This window comes from Novosphingobium rosa NBRC 15208 (assembly GCF_001598555.1).
GTDB lineage: Bacteria > Pseudomonadota > Alphaproteobacteria > Sphingomonadales > Sphingomonadaceae > Novosphingobium > Novosphingobium rosa.
The window spans coordinates 26,628-45,167 of the sequence record NZ_BCZE01000055.1 but is presented as its reverse complement, the minus strand read 5'-3'; the positions used below and the strand labels follow the sequence as shown (position 1 = coordinate 45,167).

Genomic DNA, 18,540 nt, shown 5'->3' with positions numbered 1-18,540 from the left:
GGCTATACGGCCTCCTGAGGCTAGAGGGCGACTGGCCACCAATCGACGTCCCGGAACATAGGCAATTCGGCCTCGCTAGGCTCAGGACTCGTTGATCACAGCCAGAAGAGCACGGTGGCGGCCAACGCGAGGGTGGAGAAGAAGACCGTCGGGCAGCGATCGTAGCGGGTCGCGACGCGGCGCCAGTCCTTGAGACGCCCAAACATGATCTCGATGCGATTGCGCCGTTTGTATCGGCGCTTGTCGTATTTAACTGGAAAGGAACGCGATTTCCGGCCCGGAATGCAAGGCTTGATGCCCTTTTGCTCAAGTGCATCCCGGAACCACTCGGCGTCATAGCCCCGGTCGGCCAGCATCCACTGCGCCTTGGGCAGATCATCGAGTAAGGCCGCAGCGCCGGGGTAATCGCTGATTTGCCCTGCGGTGATGAAGAAACTCAAGGGACGGCCGTTGGCATCGGTAACGGCGTGAAGCTTGGTATTCATGCCACCCTTGGTTCGTCCGATCAGGCGCCCGACATCCCCTTTTTTACCCCAAGGCTGGAAGCCGTGCGGTGGGCCTTGAGATAGGTCGCATCGATCATGACGGTCTGAGGCTCGGCCTTCTGAGCGGACAGGCCCTCCATCATCCGGGGGAACACCCCCATCGCGCCCCATCGCTTCCAGCGGTTATACAATGTCTTGTGTGGTCCGTACTCCCTGGGAGCATCACGCCAGCGCAGGCCGTTACGATTGACGAAGATGATCCCGCTCAGCACTCGCCGGTCATCGACCCGCGGCTTACCGTGGCTCTTGGGGAAATAGGGCGACAGACGCGCCATCTGCTCGTCCGTCAGCCAATACAGGTCGCTCAAGCTCAGTCTCCTTCCGGAGCCCTGAATCACATCGTCAGCGATCAATCAATGGGTCCTGAGCCTAGCATCCTAACCGGTCTTGCCAGCGGCTCTCTCTTGCGCGCCAGGGACCAGCAGGCTGCAACAATCTTCCTCGCGGAACTCTGCCTCTCCCCGACTGTTGCCTTCAAACTCCCGAACACTGGAGAGCGCTCATGCGGTTTCAGACTGGCCAGACCGGATGTGCGGGCGCCAATTCTTGTTCAAAGACGAGATCATGAGCAAGCTCGGCGACTGGCTCAGGCCTTCAACTCCTCTGGCGGTGCTGGCGCCCCATCCGGACGACGAATTGCTGGGATGCGCCCGTCTTATGCAGCGGGCTCACACTATAATGTGCCCTCTCGTCATCATTTGGCTGACCGATGGAGGCGCTTCGCACGGATTGCTCGCGGCTGACGAGCGCGAAGCGCTCGTGCAACGCCGAAGGGCAGAAGCTGCGGCGGGTTTGCAGTCATTGGGCGTTTCACCTGCTGCCACCTATCACCTTGGTCATCCCGATGGTGAGTTGGAGCGACACGCAGAACAGGCAAGAGAAGCTGTCGGCGGGATTTGCCAAGATCACCATGTTGGTGTCCTGGCGGTGACCGATGTTTGTGACAACCACCCAGATCACCGCGCAGCGTTTGCAATCGCCACGGGGCTGGGGATCGATCTGCAGGTGCTTCGCTATCCCGTCAGCACGCGCTTCGATGGCGAAGCCTACAGCCCGCCCGATGCAGCGATCCGGCTTGAGACATGGCGAGGGGACGCCAAGCGTGCGGCTTTGCTTGAGCATCGTTCGCAAATGGAAATGACAGCGGTCTGTCCCATGACGGTCGCCACAATCGATCGGTTTTGTGCTGACGCGGAATATTTCATGCCCGTAGAGAGGAGAGCGTCTTGAAAAGCGATATCGCGAGCGAGCGCGAAGGCTATTTCGATGCGCTCTACGCCCACGACATCGACCCGTGGGATTTTGAGGACAGCACCTATGAACGTGCCAAGCGAAGCGACACAATAAGCTTCCTGCGCGAGCATTACGATCAGGCTTGTGAAGTCGGTTGCTCTATCGGCGTCTTGACGGAGCAATTGGCACCGCGCTGCGGGAGGCTCGTTGGGGTGGATATTGCGCGGGCCGCGGCGCTTGAGGCGCGGGCGCGGTTGGCACGCTTCGCCCATGCTGATATTCGCGTCCTCCATCTCCCGCATGACGATATTGACGAGGCGTGCGATCTCCTGGTCCTCTCCGAGGTGCTCTATTTTCTGTCCCGCGACGAGGTCGCCGCGATGGCCGATCTGGCAAAGCGCCGGGTTCTTCCCGGGGGGGATGTGCTTATCGTCAATTACGACGGCGAGACCCAGACTGCTCTGAGCGGCCGTCAGGCTACCGATGTCTTCCTCGAGGCGGCAGCGCCGTTCTTCAAGCTCGTTCGGTCCGAGCAGCGCGAGGGCTACCATGTCAGGCTGCTCAGGCGCCGCGAGACGATCTCCTTTGATACAGCCATGGACCGTATTTGCGCGGCGGCGGCGCAGCGTGATCAGTCGGGCGAAGATCTAACCGAAGAGGTTGCTTGGCTGCACGAAGCAGGTCTGCTGGAAGGCGCCTTACCGGAGGCCATGTCCGGGCAGGCAGGATGGAGCGACGATCCGTTGCAAACCTTCGATTTGCTCAGACGTGTGGGCAAAGCCAGCCTTCCCGTTGGACGCCTGTTCGAGGGGCATGTGAATGCCGCGCAACTGATCGGTCTTTATGGAGAACCCTCGGTGCAGAAGCGCTGCGCGGAAGCTGCCAGAACGGGTGCCTTGTTGGGGGTATGGGGTGCCGATGGCGGAACGCCACTCACCGCGCGGGCGCAAGGAGACGGATTTGAACTGAGCGGTTCCAAGGCATTCTGTTCGGGCCTTGGCCTCGTGGCCGCGGCCCTTGTCAGCGCGCCGATGGCGGGCCGCACCCATCTCTTTTACGTCGATGTCCGAGATCAGGCCCGCATGGACAAAGGGCAATGGCAGGTCTCCGGCATGCGAGCCACGCGGTCGGGCGGCTATGATTTCCAGGCTGTCACCCTGACGAAGGATGCCGCCATTGGCGGGCCAGATGCCTATTTTATCGAGCCTCATTTTCTGGGCGGCATGATGCGCATGGGGGCGGTCCAGTTGGGCGGGCTCGATGCATTGCTGGAGGAATGCGTGAGCGCGCTGCGTGGGAAGGGAAAGGGCGAAGACAGCCTGTCACGCCTGCGCATCGGTCAGATCGCCAGTCTAAGGGCCATGGCCCTGGCAACAGTCGAACGGCTCGCTCGCCGGATCGCCGATCAGGCCGCCCCGAGCGATATTGCGCGCGAGGCCGTGCTTATGCGGGAGGGCATGGAGCATTGCATCGTCAAGGCGCTTGAAATCGCCGAGCGGGGCCTAGGGACAATCGCTCATCGCGAAGACAGCGCGACATCGCGGCTGCGCCGTGATCTCTCCTTTTACATCCGCCAAGCGGCCGTCGACGACCGGTTGATGGCGATCGGTCAATGGCATCTTGATGCCCATGAACAGGCGCACAACCTGCGGAAAGGAGCATAGATGGCCTTTCTGCGATTAAGTGACGGGATCTCCCTATCGCCTGCATCCGGAGCGGCGTGGCCCCATCAAAAGCCGTTACGTCACATTGCCGTGGCGTTGCCGGCGAAGGATGAGGAAGCCGATCTTCCAGATTGTCTGGCAGCGCTGGACACAGCTGCAGCCCGCTATGGCGGCCCCGTGTCGATCGCCGTGCTCGCGAACAATTGCCATGACGGAACGGCAGAAGTCCTTGCCCGGACAAAACTAACCCACGCCCGATTGCAATGGACCGCCTTGTCCCTGCTTCCGGCCTTTGCTCACGCCGGTTGGGCACGTCGTATGGCGTTCGATCAAGCTGTGTCCTTGCTGGCTGCGCCCGGTGATGTGCTTGCCTGCACCGATGCTGATACGATTGTATCCCCGGACTGGTTGGCGCGCACGGTCGCTCATCTGGATGCAGGCGCGGATGCCGTTGCCGGCCGTGCGCTCACGCGCCGACGTGATCGCGCGGTGCTGGGGAAGGAGGCTGCGCGGCGGCTCAATATGCTCGGGCGCTATTACACAGCGCTTGACTGGTTACGGACAGAACCGGGCGCCCTCCAGGACCCGTGGCCTCGCCATTACTATGAAGGCGGTGCCAGCATTGCCCTGACCCTGGAGCTGTATCGGCGGATCGGAGGGGCGCCCACCCCATGCGTGGGAGAAGATCGCGCTCTTTTTGCCGCGGTTCGTGAGGCCGGAGGGCGCGTGCGGCATCCGCTTGATGTTCGAGTTTTCACTTCGAGCCGAACGCAAGGTCGGGCAAGCGGCGGCATGGCGGAAACATTTGCCCGCTGGATCGAGCAGGATCCAGATGCACCACTCCACGAGACATACACTCTTCCCCATGCGCTTGATCCTGCGCACCCAGGTCACAGAGAACAGCTGACTTTCGAAACCTTGCCGGCTGCTGTTGCCTCGGCTCAGGCCATGATCCGAGCGCGTCAGCGCTTCGGCCGCGTTTGCAAGCTTGAGGCACTATAAGACCGTACCGGTGCGGGCAGAGTCGAGCTCGCAGTTCAAGCCCGCGCGCTTCGTCAGTCCTCTGACGGTCCATCTGCGTAATCATCGAGAGCGGCCTGGACCATCGCGCGCCATATGTCGGCGTCTCCGGCATTTGCCATGACGATATCGGGTTCTCGCAGCGTCTTGAGGATCGAGACCGCCTGCTCGATATAAAGATGCCACTCATCCTCAACCTCGTCGCTCACCGAGGGCTCGTACCCATCCCCATTTGCGCTGAGTTTGAGCGCGGCAAGCACCCGCGCGACGCGCTCCACAGCACCCAGTTCTGAAATCGGCATCTCATGTCCTTCCTCATGCGGTCCCCGCGCTTCCGTGCGCGGGGCAAGTGATAAGGCGCTGTTCGCATTGTGCGACACCAGCGCTCGGCACGCAGGTGTCGCACGAGGTCTCAGCCTACGGCGTCCAGATCGACCTTCAGTTCGCGGGGCCAAAAGCGCAGAGCCCGGGCCGCCTCGACGAATGCCTTACCGTCCGCGGCTTTGCCCAGCGGCAGGCACGCTTCGTCCAGATCCTCAGCGATGCCGGCTTTGGCGAAAAGAGGCTGGGCCTCGACGCCGATGCCGATATATTTGCAGTGGGCAAACGCATCTGTGACGAAATCCTTGGCTGCCGCATCCAGGGCCAACAAGGCGGCGCCTTCCGCCGAGACCACAACGGCCACCGCATCGAAGAGCACTGATGGCCCGCCATCCACTTTGTGTTTGGCGGCGATGGTGGTGCCATCGGACAAGGTGACGCCGGCAACCTTCGGGGCGATCACTTCATAGACAGCACCTTCGGCGGTCACCGCCTTGATCAGTGCCTTGACGACGCCAGCGTCCGCGCCATCGCTCAAGAGCAAGCCGAGCTTGCGACCCTTGAAGGTTGCAGGCCCGTTCTTCACGATGCTCAGCTTGTCGGACGCGGGCAGATCAACGATGGGCTCGCGCGCCGCGACGGCAGCAGCGGGGAGAGGAAGGCCAAGACCATTGGCCACCGTCGCTGCAAGCCCGGCATCGACATTAAGAAGATGCGATACCACTCTGGATCGGATATCGGGCCGCTCGACCTTGGACAGCTCAAACACGAGCGCATCACCGATATGCTTTTGTTCGATCGGTGTCTGGCTCACATAGAACTGGCGTGCCTGGCTGTAGTGGTCGGCAAAGCTCTCGGAGCGGACCCGCGCCTTTGGACCATCGGCCGCTTCCGCAAAGCTGGAGAAGCCGCGTGCCGGATTCTCGCGCGCCCCCCCCTGCGTCGGGCCCCAGCTGTTGGGCTCATAGTTGACCCGGCCCTTTGGATTGCGCATCGCCATATGGCCGTCCTGCTGGAAATGCGCCATCGGGCATTTGGGGGCGTTGATCGGAATGTGAGTGAAATTGGGACCGCCCAGGCGCTTGATCTGCGTATCGAGGTAAGAGAAATTCCGCCCCTGAAGCAACGGATCGTTTGAAAAGTCGATGCCGGGCGGGACATTCTGTGTGCAGAACGCCACCTGTTCGGTTTCGGCGAAGAAATTGTCGACGACCCTGTCAAGCACCAGGCGGCCGACGATACGCACCGGAACCAGCTCCTCCGGGATGATCTTGGTCGCGTCCAGCACATCGAAGTCGAAGCTGTCGGCGAAGGCGTCGTCGAACAATTGGACTCCCAGCTCCCATTCGGGAAAGTCGCCGCTGTTGATGGCGTCCCACAGGTCACGCCGATGGAAATCAGGATCGGCGCCGTTGATCTTGACCGCCTCATTCCAGGCAACCGATTGGAGACCCTGCTTGGGCTTCCAGTGGAATTTGACGAAGGTGGATTTGCCTGCTGCGTCGAGCAGCCGGAAGGTGTGGACGCCAAATCCTTCCATGGTGCGGAACGAGCGGGGGATGGCGCGGTCCGACATGGTCCACATGATCATGTGGATGCTCTCAGGGCTCAGGCTGACAAAATCCCAGAAATTGTCATGGGCGGTTTGCGCTTGGGGGAAGTCGCGATCGGGTTCCGGTTTGGCCGCGTGTACCAGGTCGGGAAACTTCATCGCATCCTGGATGAAAAACACCGGGATGTTGTTGCCGACCAGATCCCAATTCCCCTCCTGTGTGTAGAGCTTGACCGCGAAACCGCGCACGTCACGTGCCAGGTCGAAAGAGCCCTTCGATCCTGCCACGGTGGAAAAACGCACAAATGCCGGGGTGCGTTCACCCACCCGCTGGAAAATGTCAGCACGCGACACGTCGGCGAGGCTTTCGGTGAGCTCAAAAAAGCCATGGGCACCGTAGCCTCGCGCATGCACGACGCGTTCGGGGATCCTTTCATGGTCGAAGTGGAAGATTTTCTCACGAAAATGCGCGTCTTCAAGCAGGGTGGGACCGCGGACGCCTTGCTTCAAGCTGTTTTGATCGTCAGCGACAGGAATACCCTGTGCGCTGGTGAGTATCGGAATGCCGTCGCCCGCGACCTGGCGGGTCTCACCGCCTGGCCCCTGTGTCTCGGCATAAGACAAAGAGACAGCCGCATCCGAAGGTATGGGGGAAGATTTCTGCGGAGATTCGCCGGGCAGGTCCGCCCCGGCCAGATCTGAAGGGATCACTGTGGATGCAGGTTTGGCGACGGCTTTGGATGGAGCTGGCTTTTTGGCCATGGTGCGCGTTCCTCGTCTCAGGGTTGTACGTGCAGCCTCCACCGCGCCGCATCCTTACGTGCAGCGGGCCGCATACCCGAAATGCAACGCCTGCCTCCAAGTTGCGGTCGTAAGCTGGAAGTTAACATGGGTTATATCGATTGTCCCGGCAGCGCTGCAACACGCCGACATCTCGGCGGTTTCATCACTGAATCAGACGAAGGAGCGCCCCGTTGCTTGACATGTCAGCCAGCTTCGAGCGTTTGATCACGGCGGGGTCGTCGGTACGGAAAAGCAGTCGTGATGTTATCGAGACTGTCAGCGCGGCCACTGAAGTCATCGCCGCTCGCATGCCGATCATCGGGATGGCGCTGATCTTCCCCTTGTGGGCCGATCACGCCGAACTCAGTCTCATGGTTCCCGAGAAGGTCGAAGCGTTCTCCCAGTCGGGTCTCGCCATTATGTCGTCCTGGTGGGCGGCCCAGGCAAGTTGGCTCAACCGTATCGGGCAACTGTGTGAAAAGTCGACCATTGGTGTCGCTCCAGCCCCGCTCGGGGAGACGGAGGTTGGCCAGACGGTTCTGGCCTTGGCTGTCGAGTCCATCGAGGCGGTTGCCCAGATAGGGGCGGCTGCGCTCGCCCCGATTCATCGCGGTGCGACTGACAATGCTCGACGATTGACCCGCTGCTAGATGGCAGCGCCAGCCACACATCTGGCGGTCAAGCGCCGACCGGGGGAGTCGACATGGTGACCGAACTTCCGGCCTGGATCGCGCCCGCGGCCACGATGATCGCCGCGATCATGACCGCTGCCAATCTTGGGGCCCGCGTGACGGGCTGGGGGTTCGTCGTCTTCACCGCAGGTTCGATTTGCTGGTCCTGGGTTGGTTACGCCTCGGGTCAGACCAACCTGCTCGTCAGCAACGGTTTTCTGACCCTGATCAACCTCGTTGGGATCTGGCGATGGCTCGGGCGCCAGCGGGCTTACGAGGACGGTGGCACATCAGCCGCCGAGGCAAGCCGGCGCTCGGCTCATCCCACCCTTTTCGCCGCAACCCATGTCGATGGCATGGCAGTCCTGGACCAGCATGGCCATGACCTCGGCGAAGCGGTAGAAGCGCTTGTCTCGTGTGATGACGGCGTGATGAGCTACATTGTCGTAAGATCGGGCGGGGTCGCGGGTTTGGGCGAATATCTGCGCGCCGTGCCACGCAGCGACATGAAGTTTTCCTGCGATCACTTTACCTTGTGTCGTAGCAGCAGCTGGTTTTTGGCGCTTCCTCCACTTCAGGACGGCCAATGGCCGATCATACCCGATGGGCTTCAATCGTAGAAAAAGATGTGAGGCCGCCGATAGCGGCTCAACACTGGAGAGGCCGTGATGACAAGAACAATCGCTTTTTTCGGAGATGACGGCTTATGAGCATCCTCGAAAGCCTCAAGCGGCTCGGACCTGGCCTGGTGACCGGCGCGGCCGATGACGATCCCAGCGGCATTGCCACCTATTCACAGGCCGGAGCCCAGTTTGGAACCGGCCTCATGTGGACGATGCTCTTTGCGTTCCCCCTGATGGTCGCCGCGCAGCTTGCCAGCGCACGCGTCGGCCGCGTGACCGGCAAAGGCCTCGGTCACAGCCTGAAGAAGGTTATGCCATCTTGGGCCATCGTCAGCATTGTTGGCCTGCTGTTCGTCGCCAACACGATCAACATCGGCGCCGATCTGGCGGCCATGGGTGAGGCAGCAGGGCTAACAGCAGGCGGAGGGCAGCATGTTTTTACCCTTGTCTTCGCTCTGGCCTCTCTGTTGCTTCAGATGTTCATTCCCTACGATCGCTATGCTTCTGTCCTCAAATGGCTAACACTCGTGCTGTTGGCCTATGTCGCGCTGGTTTTCATGGTCAAGGTGGACTGGGGCCAGGCGCTGCGAGACCTCGTGGTGCCCCATATCGACAGCCGGCAAGCTGTCACCACAGTGGTCGCCGTCCTCGGCACCACGATCAGCCCCTTCCTGTTTTTCTGGCAGGCGGCCCAGGAGGTCGAGGAGCTTGACCAGGTTGCGGAGCGCGAGCCCCTGAAGGAGGCTTGCGAACAGGCGCAGGATGCCTTCAACCGCATCCGTATCGACACATTCGGAGGAATGGCTGTGTCGAACATCGTGGCGCTCGCGATCATGCTGGGCACAGCTGCGACACTTCACGCGGCCGGCAAGACCGACATCCAGAGCGCCGCTGACGCTGCAAAGGCGCTTCAGCCGGTCGCCGGTCAGCTGGCCTTCGCCATTTTCAGCCTCGGCATCATCGGCACCGGCATGTTGGCCGTTCCCGTGCTCGCGGGAGCCTCGGGCTATGCGGTCTGCGAAGTGGGTGGCTGGTCGGCGAGCCTTCAGGACAATCCAAACCGCGCGCGCGTCTTCTACGCGATTATCTCTCTTGGCATGGTGCTTGGCGTCGGGCTGGACTGGTCGCCGATAAGCCCGATGAAGGCCTTGTTCTGGAGCGCGGTCATCAACGGGATCGTCGCCGTGCCCGTGTTGATCGCCATGATGGTCGCGGTTTCAAAGCGGGAGGTCATGGGAGATTTCGTCGCGCCTTTGCCGCTCAAAATCTTTGGGTGGATCACCACCGCCGCCATGGCTGTGGCCGCGATCGGGATGGCTTTCGTGCCGGCATCGTGAGACCATCAATGCTTTGCTGGTTTCTACCGAGGCGGCCTATCGATACAGGCGGCGCTGTTTTGTGAGATCATTGCGGATTGTTATCGCCGCAACGGAGGCCTCACCCATCGCATGACTGATCTGGTCGAGCCCCTTGACGACGTCGCCCGCGGCATAAAGCCCTGCAACGGAGGTTCGTTGGTGGCGATCGATGACAAGGCAGCCCTCCGGTGTGGCGTCAGCCCCCAGCATCAGCGCAAGCTCGGATTGTATGACCGATCCGAGCGCCGGATAGATCGTCTCGAAGGAAAGCGTATCACCGCGAACCTGGACCACGATGCGTTCGCCCTCCAACCGCAACCCGCCACAGGGGCCATCAAGGACGGCAATGCCCGCATCTGCCAAGAGCGACTGCTCATCCGCGCTCAAGACGTGGTTGCCGTCAGGCGCGATCAGCGTGATGTCCGGGGAATACATGCGCAGGAATACGGCTTCGTTGACGCCATGCGCCCGCGTGCCGATCACGGCGATCCGCTTGTCGGTCACCTCAAAGCCATCGCATATAGGGCAATAGCGTAGCTGGCCCCCGGCGATGGCTGCATCGTGGATTTGCGGTGCCATGCTTGGAGGATTGTTGACCACGCCGGTCGCCAGAAGGACACTACGCGCTTGGAAGACGGCATCTCCTGCGTTGGCAAGAAACAGGTCCTTCTTCCTGTCCAGACCCTCCACCAGGCCTGGTGTAATCTCGGCGCCAAAGGTTAGCGCCTGCTCGCGCATCCGCTCCAAAAGCTCCTTGCCGGAAATGCCTCCGGGAAATCCGGCATGATTATGTGTGCGAGGGATCATGGCCGCCCGGCTCTTGCCCGCGTCGACGATTGCGATCTTCAGGCGGAAACGCGCAAGGTAGATCGCGGCGGTTAGCCCCGCCGGACCTGCCCCGATGATCAGGCAATCGAGGGGATTTTCTTCCTCTCTTGAAGCCGTTCTTGCGAAGGCCATCCGATCATTTTTTCGCATCGCTATCCTTGGTATCGGGTGTGTCTGATGGCACCGTGGTATCCGAGGCATCCGTCGCTGGGGCAGGTTTGGGGCCGCCGATTGAGAGGATGAGCCGCATTCCGACAACAACTGCGTCAGGTGCACCGGCCGCGGCCGCCGGGTGACGCAGATATTGTGCATCGGGTTGTAGCGCCCACCGTTCGTTCAATTTGACCTGATAGCTCGCCTCGAACGAGGTCTCGGACCTGGGCAGTCCATTCAACGCCATGGCGAGCGTGCTGATCGAGGCTCGCGCGAATGCCAAACCCAGTCGATCTTCTTTCCGGCCGGGTAGGAGACCCTTGCCAACAAGGCCGCCGCCCCAATAGCCTTCGACCTCCTGCACTGACCCGTTTGCGCGTCCATACCGCAGCCACCCGCTCCAGTGCTTTGAGTGGGGCAGGGCACTCTCGACCTCGGCATAAAATCCCTGGTCATGATGCATGCCGCTGCCGTCGAGACCGGGCCGGGCAAGTGCATAGTCCCACGCACCCACGGCCACTCGACCTTCGTCGGACCATCGATAATCGACCTGTCCGATCGTTAGGGCTCCGTCCTCGCGCGACAAGCGAGCCAACACGAAAGCGCGCGGTCGGTTCACATCGCCCGGCACCCCATCCAGAACGGCCAGCCGCGCGGTCCAATGTTTGTTGGGCGTCCAACTGACGCGCGCGCCAAGCGAGGAGACGGGATAGATCGAGGGTCCATTGAGGCCGCTGCGTGCGATATCAGCTCCAATCCCCTGCGATGAATTGACGAGCCAGTTGGCGGCCACGATGGAATCGAAGTCCGCGTTGACATCCATCAGTCCGGCGCGGACCGCGACATTGCGCTCGCTCGACCCGAAACGCTGCTCGATCCAGGCTTCGAACAGGCGGGTCATGGGCACGGCGTCGATGGCGTCGGCAGTTTGGATGTCCTGTGTACGGGCGCTCAGGCTGCTTCCCGCCAGGTTGAAAACCTGGGCATGGATCGCAAGGCCGGGCATGCCCAAACGGTCACCTGCGACCGTCGCTGCAACCTGGAGGCGGTTGAGGACAACAGGTCCCGGCGAAGCATTGCTAGGGATAAGCCATCCATCGACAATGTCACGCAGGGTTGCTGTGAAAACCGGCGCAGGCCCTTCGTCCTCAGCATTGGCTGGAGAGGAGGCGCTCACCAGCGATGCTACGACCAGCAAAAACACGCGCGGAGTGGACCGGAGTAACATGCTGCATAAAGAACCTATATACTCGCTCGTTCCATGATCAGGACTCGCTTTGCGCGACATTTTTGCGCGCCAGTTGGAGCATCACTTCTTGCAATCGTCTGCTCTGGAAGCTGCCGGTTGATGATGGCTGGGGCTTCGTTGAGCCCTTTGCCACGGTCGTGTGCGAGCCGCGCATTGCTCGGCCGAGGCGCCGACAAGGGACCGACAGAGGGAACGGGCGAATTCGTGGCGCGCGTCTAGGCGGCTTTTGCAACCGCCTATACCCGAAATGCGGCTGTGCCCGGTGCTTTCGATGCCGGCAGCAACGTGCTTCCGAAGCCCTTCGGGATCGACCAACTGGCTGCAAAATAAAACGCGCAGGTGCCGCGAGACCAGCCGGACCTCCGAAGCCGGGAGTGCGTTACGATTAGCCGGGGTTGAGGTTACTGTATGTGCCACGTGTTGATTATCGAAGATGAGCCACTCGTCGCCTTGCTGATCCAGGAGGTGCTGGAAGAGGAGGGCGCGACGTCCTTCGAGGTTGCCTCCACCCAGGCCGAGGCGGTTCGGTGCGCCTGTAATCAGAAGCCGGACTTCATAACCTCCGATGTTCGACTCCTTCAGGGCACGGGCCCTGAAGCCGTGGCCGAAATTTTCAGCAAGCTGGGCGAGGTGCCGGTGGTGTTCATCAGCGCCACCCCGGATGAATGCCGCCCCTGTGCTCCGCCCGGCATTGTCATGGCCAAGCCTTTCGAGAACCGGGCACTAGCCGCAGCTTTCCATCGCATGGTTTAAAGGCGCCGATTTTTGGCGGCAGTTCCAGCTTCGTTCATGACGTAGACCCTCGCATGTTCTATAGGCGTAAAATGCGACAATCGGACGCGGTCGCGCACCAAGGGAGCGTTACGTTTTGCAATTTAAGGAAACCGCGCCCGTTAGCGATGAGATGAGCACGACCCGGCAAGGTGACGTGCTTGTGGTGGGAGAGCGTCTTGTTAATGCCCGGTCACTGAACGAGGTGGTCGATGTCCTCCGCAAATCGGCCCGGGCGGCTGTCGGCGCGGAAGGAATCGCTATTGTCCTGAGGGATGGTGACCGCTGTGCCTATATCGCCGAGGATGCGATTGCACCCCTGTGGCAGGGCAGAAGTTTTTCCGCCCAGGATTGCGTCTCCGGGTGGAGTATGCGTACCGGCGAAACCGTCGCAATCAGCGATGTCCGGCTCGATTCCCGTGTGCCCCAAGATGCCTATGCAGCAACCTTTGTGCGCAGCCTCGTTATGGCTCCGATCGGGAAGCCTGAGCCGGTTGCCGCGCTGGGGGCCTATTGGTCAGACGTCGTTTCCCACGACGCCAAGACAATCGAGCGGGTCGAGTGCCTGGCACGCCTCGCAACGATTGCCATTGAAAATGCGAGATTGGCTGAGGCGCGCGATCGTGCTGCCGCCTTGAGTGCGGCGCAAGCGCGGATTCTCGAACTGGCGGTTCAGGACGCGCCCTTGGAAGCCACACTCGATGCAATCGTTCTGGCGGTGGAAGCGCTCTCCGACACTGGTGTAATCGGCTCCATTCTCCTCCTCGACGAGGATGGCCTTCATCTGCGTCATGGCGCGGGACCGAGCTTGCCCGCATCTTACAATGCCGTTGTGGATGGCATCCCCGTCGGACCAGCGGTCGGATCATGCGGCACGGCAATCTTCCGGGGAGAGCCGGTCTTCGTCGCGGACATTGCCAACGATCCGTTATGGGCAGATTATCGCGACGTGACCCTGGGGCACGGCTTGCGTGCTTGCTGGTCTCTGCCGATCCGCTCTGCGCGCGGCAAGATCATTGGCACCTTCGCCATGTACCACCGCGAGCCTCGCGAACCCGTAGCAACCGATCTCGAAATCGTGGATTTTGTCGTGAGAACGGCGGGCATCGTGATCGGCCGCGCCCGCTCGGAAGCGGCGATCCGTGAGAGTGAGAAGCGCTACCGACAGATTGTCGAGGGCGCAGACGATTTCGCCATCGTCTCGTTTGATTCTGCTGGGGTCATCACCGGGTGGAACAGCGGCGCGCACCGGCTGATCGGATGGAGCCCAGAGGAAGCGATCGGCCAACATTGCGCCCTCTTTTTCACGCCTGAGGATCAGGCTGCCCATGCATACGAACGTGAAATGAAACAGGCCGACGCCCTCGGGCGAGGCATTGATGAGCGGTGGCACCTTCGTAAGGACGGTGGACGCTTCTGGGGCTCAGGCCTGACAATGCCCCTGGCGGGATCTAGTGGCGGCTACGTCAAGATATTTCGCGATCAGACCAGCCAGCACGAAGCCGCGGCGGCGCTGCGAGAAAGCGAAGCACGTCTTCGTTTCTTTGGCGAGATGGACGATCGGTTGTTCACAGCGTCGGATGCATCCTCGGCGTTGCTCATCGCGACGGAGATGGTCGGGCTCAAGTTGGGTGCATCGCGGTGCGCCTACGCTGACGTCGATGTCGATGGTGATCGCTTCTGGATACGCGCGGACTATACCGCGCCCGGTATTGCCACGTCAAAGGGCGCCTACAGCCTCGATCTCTTCGGATCACGCGCCGCTGCCGACATGCGCGCAGGACGTTTTCTCATCGTTCAGGATGTGACGAGCGAACTTGCGGCAGAGGACGGCCGGGCCATGTTCCAGGCGATCGGCATTGAGGCGATCATCTGCTGCCCGCTGGTCAAGGAGGGGCACCTTACCGCGATGATGGCGATTCATCAGGATCAGGCACGAACGTGGACGCCGGGCGAAATCGCGCTGGTCAGGGAAACGGTCGAGCGGTGCTGGGCGCATGTGGAGAGGGTCGGCGCCGAGGAGCGGCTGCGTGAAAGCGAGGAGCGGTTGCGCCTCGCGGTCGATAACGCCGATGTCGGCTTCTGGGATGTCGACGTCATAAACGACCGTCTCATCTGGCCGCCCAGGACCAAAGCCATGTTTGGTATTTCGCCAGACGTCTCGGTAACAATGCAGGATTATTACGACGGCCTTCATCCCGCAGACTATGAAGAGACCGTAGAGGCCTATCTTGCAGCCGCTGACCCACAAAAGCGGGCGCTGTATGACGTTGAATATCGGACAATCGGTAAAGAAGATGGCATTGAGCGTTGGGTCGCCGCGAAGGGACGCGGCATCTTTGATGATGAGAACCGCTGCATCCGCGTGACGGGCACGGCGCTCGACATCACTGCGCGTCGCCGTGCCGAGGAAGCGCTTCTTGAACTCAATGCCACGCTGGAAGCGCGCGTGTCCGAGGCGATCGAGGAGCGGGAAAAGGCGCAGGAAGCACTTCGGCAAAGCCAGAAGATGGAAGCCATGGGCCAGCTGACCGGCGGGGTTGCGCACGATTTCAACAACCTGCTCACACCGATCGTCGGCTCGCTCGATCTCCTCCAGCGCAGAAACGTTGGAGGTGAACGCGAGCAAAGACTGATTGCAGCGGCGGTGCAATCGGCGGAGCGTGCCAAAACCCTGGTGCAGCGTCTGCTTGCCTTTGCCCGGCGTCAACCCCTTCAATCGGTCTCGGTCGATGTGGCAAGGCTGGTAAGCGACATGGGCGACCTGGTCGAAAGCACGACCGGGCCGCAGATCAGAGTCGTCGTGGAAACTGCGGAGGATCTTTCGCCGGCCAAGGCTGACCCCAATCAGCTGGAGATGGCCCTGCTCAATCTCTCCGTGAACGCTCGCGATGCCATGCCTGATGGCGGAACCCTCCGCATCTCGGCCACGGCCGAAACGGTGACGCCGCCCCATAGGTCTCGCCTGGCCGCCGGGCGCTATATCTGCCTTTCGGTGGCCGACACGGGTCTGGGTATGGATGAGGCGACACTGGCACGGGCCATCGAACCCTTTTTCTCCACGAAGGGCATCGGCAAGGGGACGGGGCTTGGCCTGTCGATGGTGCACGGGCTGGCCTTGCAGCTTGGGGGGGCGCTCACGATCCAGAGCAGTTTAGGTATCGGGACGAACATAGAATTATGGCTGCCAGTCAGCGAAGATGAGGTTCCACAACCGCAAGGCGGACTTGAAATTTCGGCTGATTTTTCACGGCGCGGTAAGGCCCTGCTGGTGGATGATGAGCATCTGGTGCGTATGAGCACCGCAGACATGCTTTCTGATCTGGGCTATGAGGTCGAAGAGGCTAGCTCCGCCGAGGAAGCCGTACAGATCCTCAGCACCGGTGCACGGTTCGACGTTGTCATCACCGACCATTTGATGCCTGGGATGACCGGTACAGATCTGGCGAGGCACATTCAGGGAGGGAGTCCGCAGATCCCGGTCCTGCTGGTCTCCGGCTATGCGGAAGCCGAAGGAGTGGACAGCGACTTGCCCAGGCTTACCAAGCCGTTCCGCAAGGACGACCTCGCTGTCGCGCTTGCCTCGACAAATCCCGGCAGCAGCCGGTTATAAACGTCAGAACCTTCCCGCAGGCGGTTACATTAGCATTTGATCAGGGCGACGGTCGGAATCAACGAAATGGAATCCGGCAATATTGGCAGGTTCAAAGCGCTGTGCACAGCGTGAGGGGCCTGCTCATGTACCTGCTGTATCCCGATGGCGTTGTGACAAGCGGGATCGCAAGACCGTCTGACGGCATTTCTTGCCCTCTTATTCTCCAGAGAGGTTACTGGGGCACTGGAGTGTCCCGGTGTGCGGTCGCGACAGGGCGCGAGACGGGGCGGGTTACGGCCGGTGGTTCGCGGCATCCTCAGGGCGCTTTTGGGCCAGCGCCCTCTTCGCTCCCGCTAGCAGCTTCTGGCGCGAACCGTCCAGATCTGGAAAGGGCGGCGGAGATCCTGGATTTTTAGGAACCGTGCCGACAATCGTATTGATGCAGGTTAACTTCTGACCAAGGCGATGGGTCCCGAGGCCCGATCGATGCTTTCTCTCCGAGACATTCACCAGAAATTCGGAGAGACATGATGACCGCCACGAAGACGAAGGCCAAAAGCACCGGCAGCGGCTCGAAATCTGGCCGCAAGACGGCGCGCGCCGCCGCCAAGCCCGCCGACGCGATCAAGCTGCTGAAGGCCGACCACAAGGAGGTGAGGGCCTGGTTCAAGCAGTATGAAGATCTGGAGGACAATGCGGACAAGCAGGCGCTTGCCGACAAGATCTGCCTCGCCCTTACCGTCCACACCCAGATCGAGGAGGAAATCTACTACCCCGCCACGCGCGAGGCGATCGATGATGATGACCTCCTCGACGAGGCTGAGGTCGAGCATGCAAGCGCCAAGCAGCTCATTGCCGAAATCCAGGGCATGAAGGCGGGCGATCACCTCTTCGACGCCAAGGTCACGGTGCTGGGTGAATACATCAACCATCACGTCGAGGAAGAGGAGAGGGAGATGTTCCCCGAAAGCCGGGATAGCGATCTCGATCTCAAGACTCTTGGCGAGCAGATGGCTGCCCGCAAGGCCGAGCTTATGAAGCAGGCTGGGTAAGCGTTGCGCGCCGGCGCGTCATGCCGACGCGCCGGCGCATTCCCACGGGCCGCACCGCGCCCCGTGGAAACTTTTTGCCCTCTCTGCCCTTAGAGATCGGCGACAGGGGAGAATGTCAGCAAGGGGAGAAACGAACGGATCATGTTCACCCAGCGATTTCTCAAAGACAAACGCGGCGTCAACCTCGCCCCATCGGAACGGGCCGCGCTCGAAAACGCCATCAGCGATGTGCGTCAAGTGCCCGCGCGCACCATACTTTTGCGTGCCGGACAGCCGGTGAACGCGAGTACGCTGCTGGTCGAGGGCATCATGTCGCGCTACATCGACGACCGTAATGGGCTCCGCCAACTCGTCGCGGTGCATGTGCCAGGCGATTTCGTCGACCTGCATGCCTTCCCGCTCAAGGTCCTCGAACATGACGTGGCCACGATGACGGCGAGCACCGTTGCGATCATCCCACACGCGGCGCTCGAGGATGTGCTGTCCGAATTTCCAGCCATGAACCGCAAGCTGTGGTTCGCGACATTGATCGATGCCGCCATCCACCGGGCATGGCTCTTCCGGATGGGCCGCCTCGACGCGGTTGGCAAGGTCGCGCATTTTTTGTGTGAGACCAACGCCAGGATGGTTTCAGCTGGATTAAGCGATGGCCGACGCTTTGCCCTTGATCTGACGCAGGCGGATCTGGCCGAGATCTGCGGACTGACCACGGTGCACATCAACCGCGTGTTGCGGCAGCTGCGCGATGAGGGGCTGTGTGTCTTCCGCGCGTCAGTGGTCGAGTTGCTTGACCCGGAGCGCCTGAGCAGGCGCGGCCAGTTCGACGACGGCTATCTTTACAACGAACGGGCCGCAAGCGCGGTCTCGATGCTGTGAGAGGATGCATGCATGAAGAAAGAGGGCAGTGTTCCCCAGCCCGAAACCGAGCCCGGCATTGCAACCGCTGAACAGGGTTTCGTCATCCTTGACGGGCCTGACGGGGTGGCTGTGACGATGACCCCGGAGGCCGCATCCCTGACTGGCCACAGCCTGATGTCAGCGGCGCGTTTGGCCCATGAGCAAGCGTCTGCTGGAAATCGATAATCAGCTTTAGGCGGCCGAGCGGCTTTTCCGCGAGTGGTG

16 protein-coding genes are annotated in these 18,540 nt (G+C 61.2%); 11 read left to right on the top strand and 5 right to left on the bottom strand.

Translation table 11 applies throughout. The features are described from left to right. Window positions 1-95 precede the first annotated feature (95 nt). Window positions 96-853, bottom strand: a protein-coding gene (locus SR3_RS30755; protein ID WP_157098991.1) for an IS5 family transposase whose coding sequence is annotated in 2 segments (ribosomal slippage) — window positions 96-520 and window positions 520-853 — 759 coding nt in all. Because the reading frame shifts where the segments join, the coding sequence is not laid out codon by codon here. A gap of 256 nt (window positions 854-1,109) precedes the next feature. Here SR3_RS30755 and SR3_RS30750 point away from each other — a divergent pair. Genes SR3_RS30750 through SR3_RS30745 form a run of 3 tightly spaced genes read left to right on the top strand, consistent with a single transcriptional unit; the run spans window position 1,110 to window position 4,444 of the window. Further along, on the top strand, window positions 1,110-1,775 hold the full coding sequence (locus tag SR3_RS30750; RefSeq protein WP_169805672.1) for a PIG-L deacetylase family protein: 666 nt from the start codon (window positions 1,110-1,112) through the stop codon (window positions 1,773-1,775). Further along, window positions 1,772-3,442 (top strand): SAM-dependent methyltransferase, encoded by a 1,671-nt coding sequence (locus SR3_RS19980; protein ID WP_068090059.1) that lies wholly within the window; start codon window positions 1,772-1,774, stop codon window positions 3,440-3,442. The genes SR3_RS30750 and SR3_RS19980 overlap by 4 nt, the downstream gene beginning before the upstream one ends. Beyond that, window positions 3,443-4,444: a glycosyltransferase gene (locus SR3_RS30745; protein ID WP_084455745.1), complete on the top strand. Its 1,002-nt coding sequence runs from the start codon at window positions 3,443-3,445 to the stop codon at window positions 4,442-4,444. A 53-nt stretch (window positions 4,445-4,497) separates the two neighbouring features. On the opposite strand, the gene SR3_RS19970 is transcribed toward SR3_RS30745, so the two are convergent. After that, complete coding sequence (locus SR3_RS19970; protein ID WP_068090057.1) at window positions 4,498-4,764, bottom strand: hypothetical protein; 267 nt, start codon at window positions 4,762-4,764, stop codon at window positions 4,498-4,500. Between the two features lie 110 nt (window positions 4,765-4,874). Further along, window positions 4,875-7,097, bottom strand: coding sequence for a catalase (gene katE, locus SR3_RS19965; RefSeq protein WP_084455744.1), 2,223 nt, complete (start codon window positions 7,095-7,097; stop codon window positions 4,875-4,877). A gap of 212 nt (window positions 7,098-7,309) precedes the next feature. Between katE and SR3_RS19960 the strand changes: the two genes are divergently transcribed. The 3 genes from SR3_RS19960 (at window position 7,310) to SR3_RS19950 (ending at window position 9,749) form a co-directional block, all read left to right on the top strand. Beyond that, window positions 7,310-7,768 (top strand): hypothetical protein, encoded by a 459-nt coding sequence (locus SR3_RS19960; RefSeq protein ID WP_068090055.1) that lies wholly within the window; start codon window positions 7,310-7,312, stop codon window positions 7,766-7,768. A 53-nt stretch (window positions 7,769-7,821) separates the two neighbouring features. Next, window positions 7,822-8,409, top strand: a complete 588-nt coding sequence (locus SR3_RS19955) for a PRC-barrel domain containing protein (RefSeq protein WP_245654011.1) — start codon at window positions 7,822-7,824, stop codon at window positions 8,407-8,409. A gap of 86 nt (window positions 8,410-8,495) precedes the next feature. After that, the gene (locus SR3_RS19950; RefSeq protein ID WP_068090054.1) at window positions 8,496-9,749 is read left to right on the top strand and encodes an NRAMP family divalent metal transporter; all 1,254 of its coding nucleotides are present in this window, start codon (window positions 8,496-8,498) and stop codon (window positions 9,747-9,749) included. Between the two features lie 36 nt (window positions 9,750-9,785). Here the strand turns inward: SR3_RS19950 and SR3_RS19945 are convergent, their stop codons facing one another. Continuing rightward, on the bottom strand, window positions 9,786-10,730 hold the full coding sequence (locus SR3_RS19945; protein ID WP_068090053.1) for an NAD(P)/FAD-dependent oxidoreductase: 945 nt from the start codon (window positions 10,728-10,730) through the stop codon (window positions 9,786-9,788). 4 nt (window positions 10,731-10,734) lie between these two features. Next, window positions 10,735-11,979 (bottom strand): carbohydrate porin, encoded by a 1,245-nt coding sequence (locus SR3_RS19940; protein ID WP_407668183.1) that lies wholly within the window; start codon window positions 11,977-11,979, stop codon window positions 10,735-10,737. Window positions 11,980-12,417: 438 nt separating this feature from the next. Here SR3_RS19940 and SR3_RS19935 point away from each other — a divergent pair, with 438 nt between their 5' ends. From SR3_RS19935 to SR3_RS19915, 5 genes are all read left to right on the top strand, one after another. Then, entirely contained in the window at window positions 12,418-12,753 is a 336-nt protein-coding gene (locus tag SR3_RS19935; RefSeq protein WP_245654014.1) for a response regulator, read from the top strand. 151 nt (window positions 12,754-12,904) lie between these two features. Further along, window positions 12,905-16,384, top strand: a complete 3,480-nt coding sequence (locus SR3_RS31910; protein WP_169805671.1) for a GAF domain-containing protein — start codon at window positions 12,905-12,907, stop codon at window positions 16,382-16,384. A 509-nt stretch (window positions 16,385-16,893) separates the two neighbouring features. Beyond that, window positions 16,894-17,418 (top strand): hemerythrin domain-containing protein, encoded by a 525-nt coding sequence (locus tag SR3_RS19925; protein WP_068090049.1) that lies wholly within the window; start codon window positions 16,894-16,896, stop codon window positions 17,416-17,418. A gap of 141 nt (window positions 17,419-17,559) precedes the next feature. Further along, complete coding sequence (locus SR3_RS19920; RefSeq protein WP_068090048.1) at window positions 17,560-18,294, top strand: Crp/Fnr family transcriptional regulator; 735 nt, start codon at window positions 17,560-17,562, stop codon at window positions 18,292-18,294. 12 nt (window positions 18,295-18,306) lie between these two features. Next, a complete protein-coding gene (locus tag SR3_RS19915) occupies window positions 18,307-18,501 on the top strand; it encodes a hypothetical protein (RefSeq protein WP_068090047.1) in 195 nt (64 codons plus the stop codon). Window positions 18,502-18,540 lie beyond the last annotated feature (39 nt).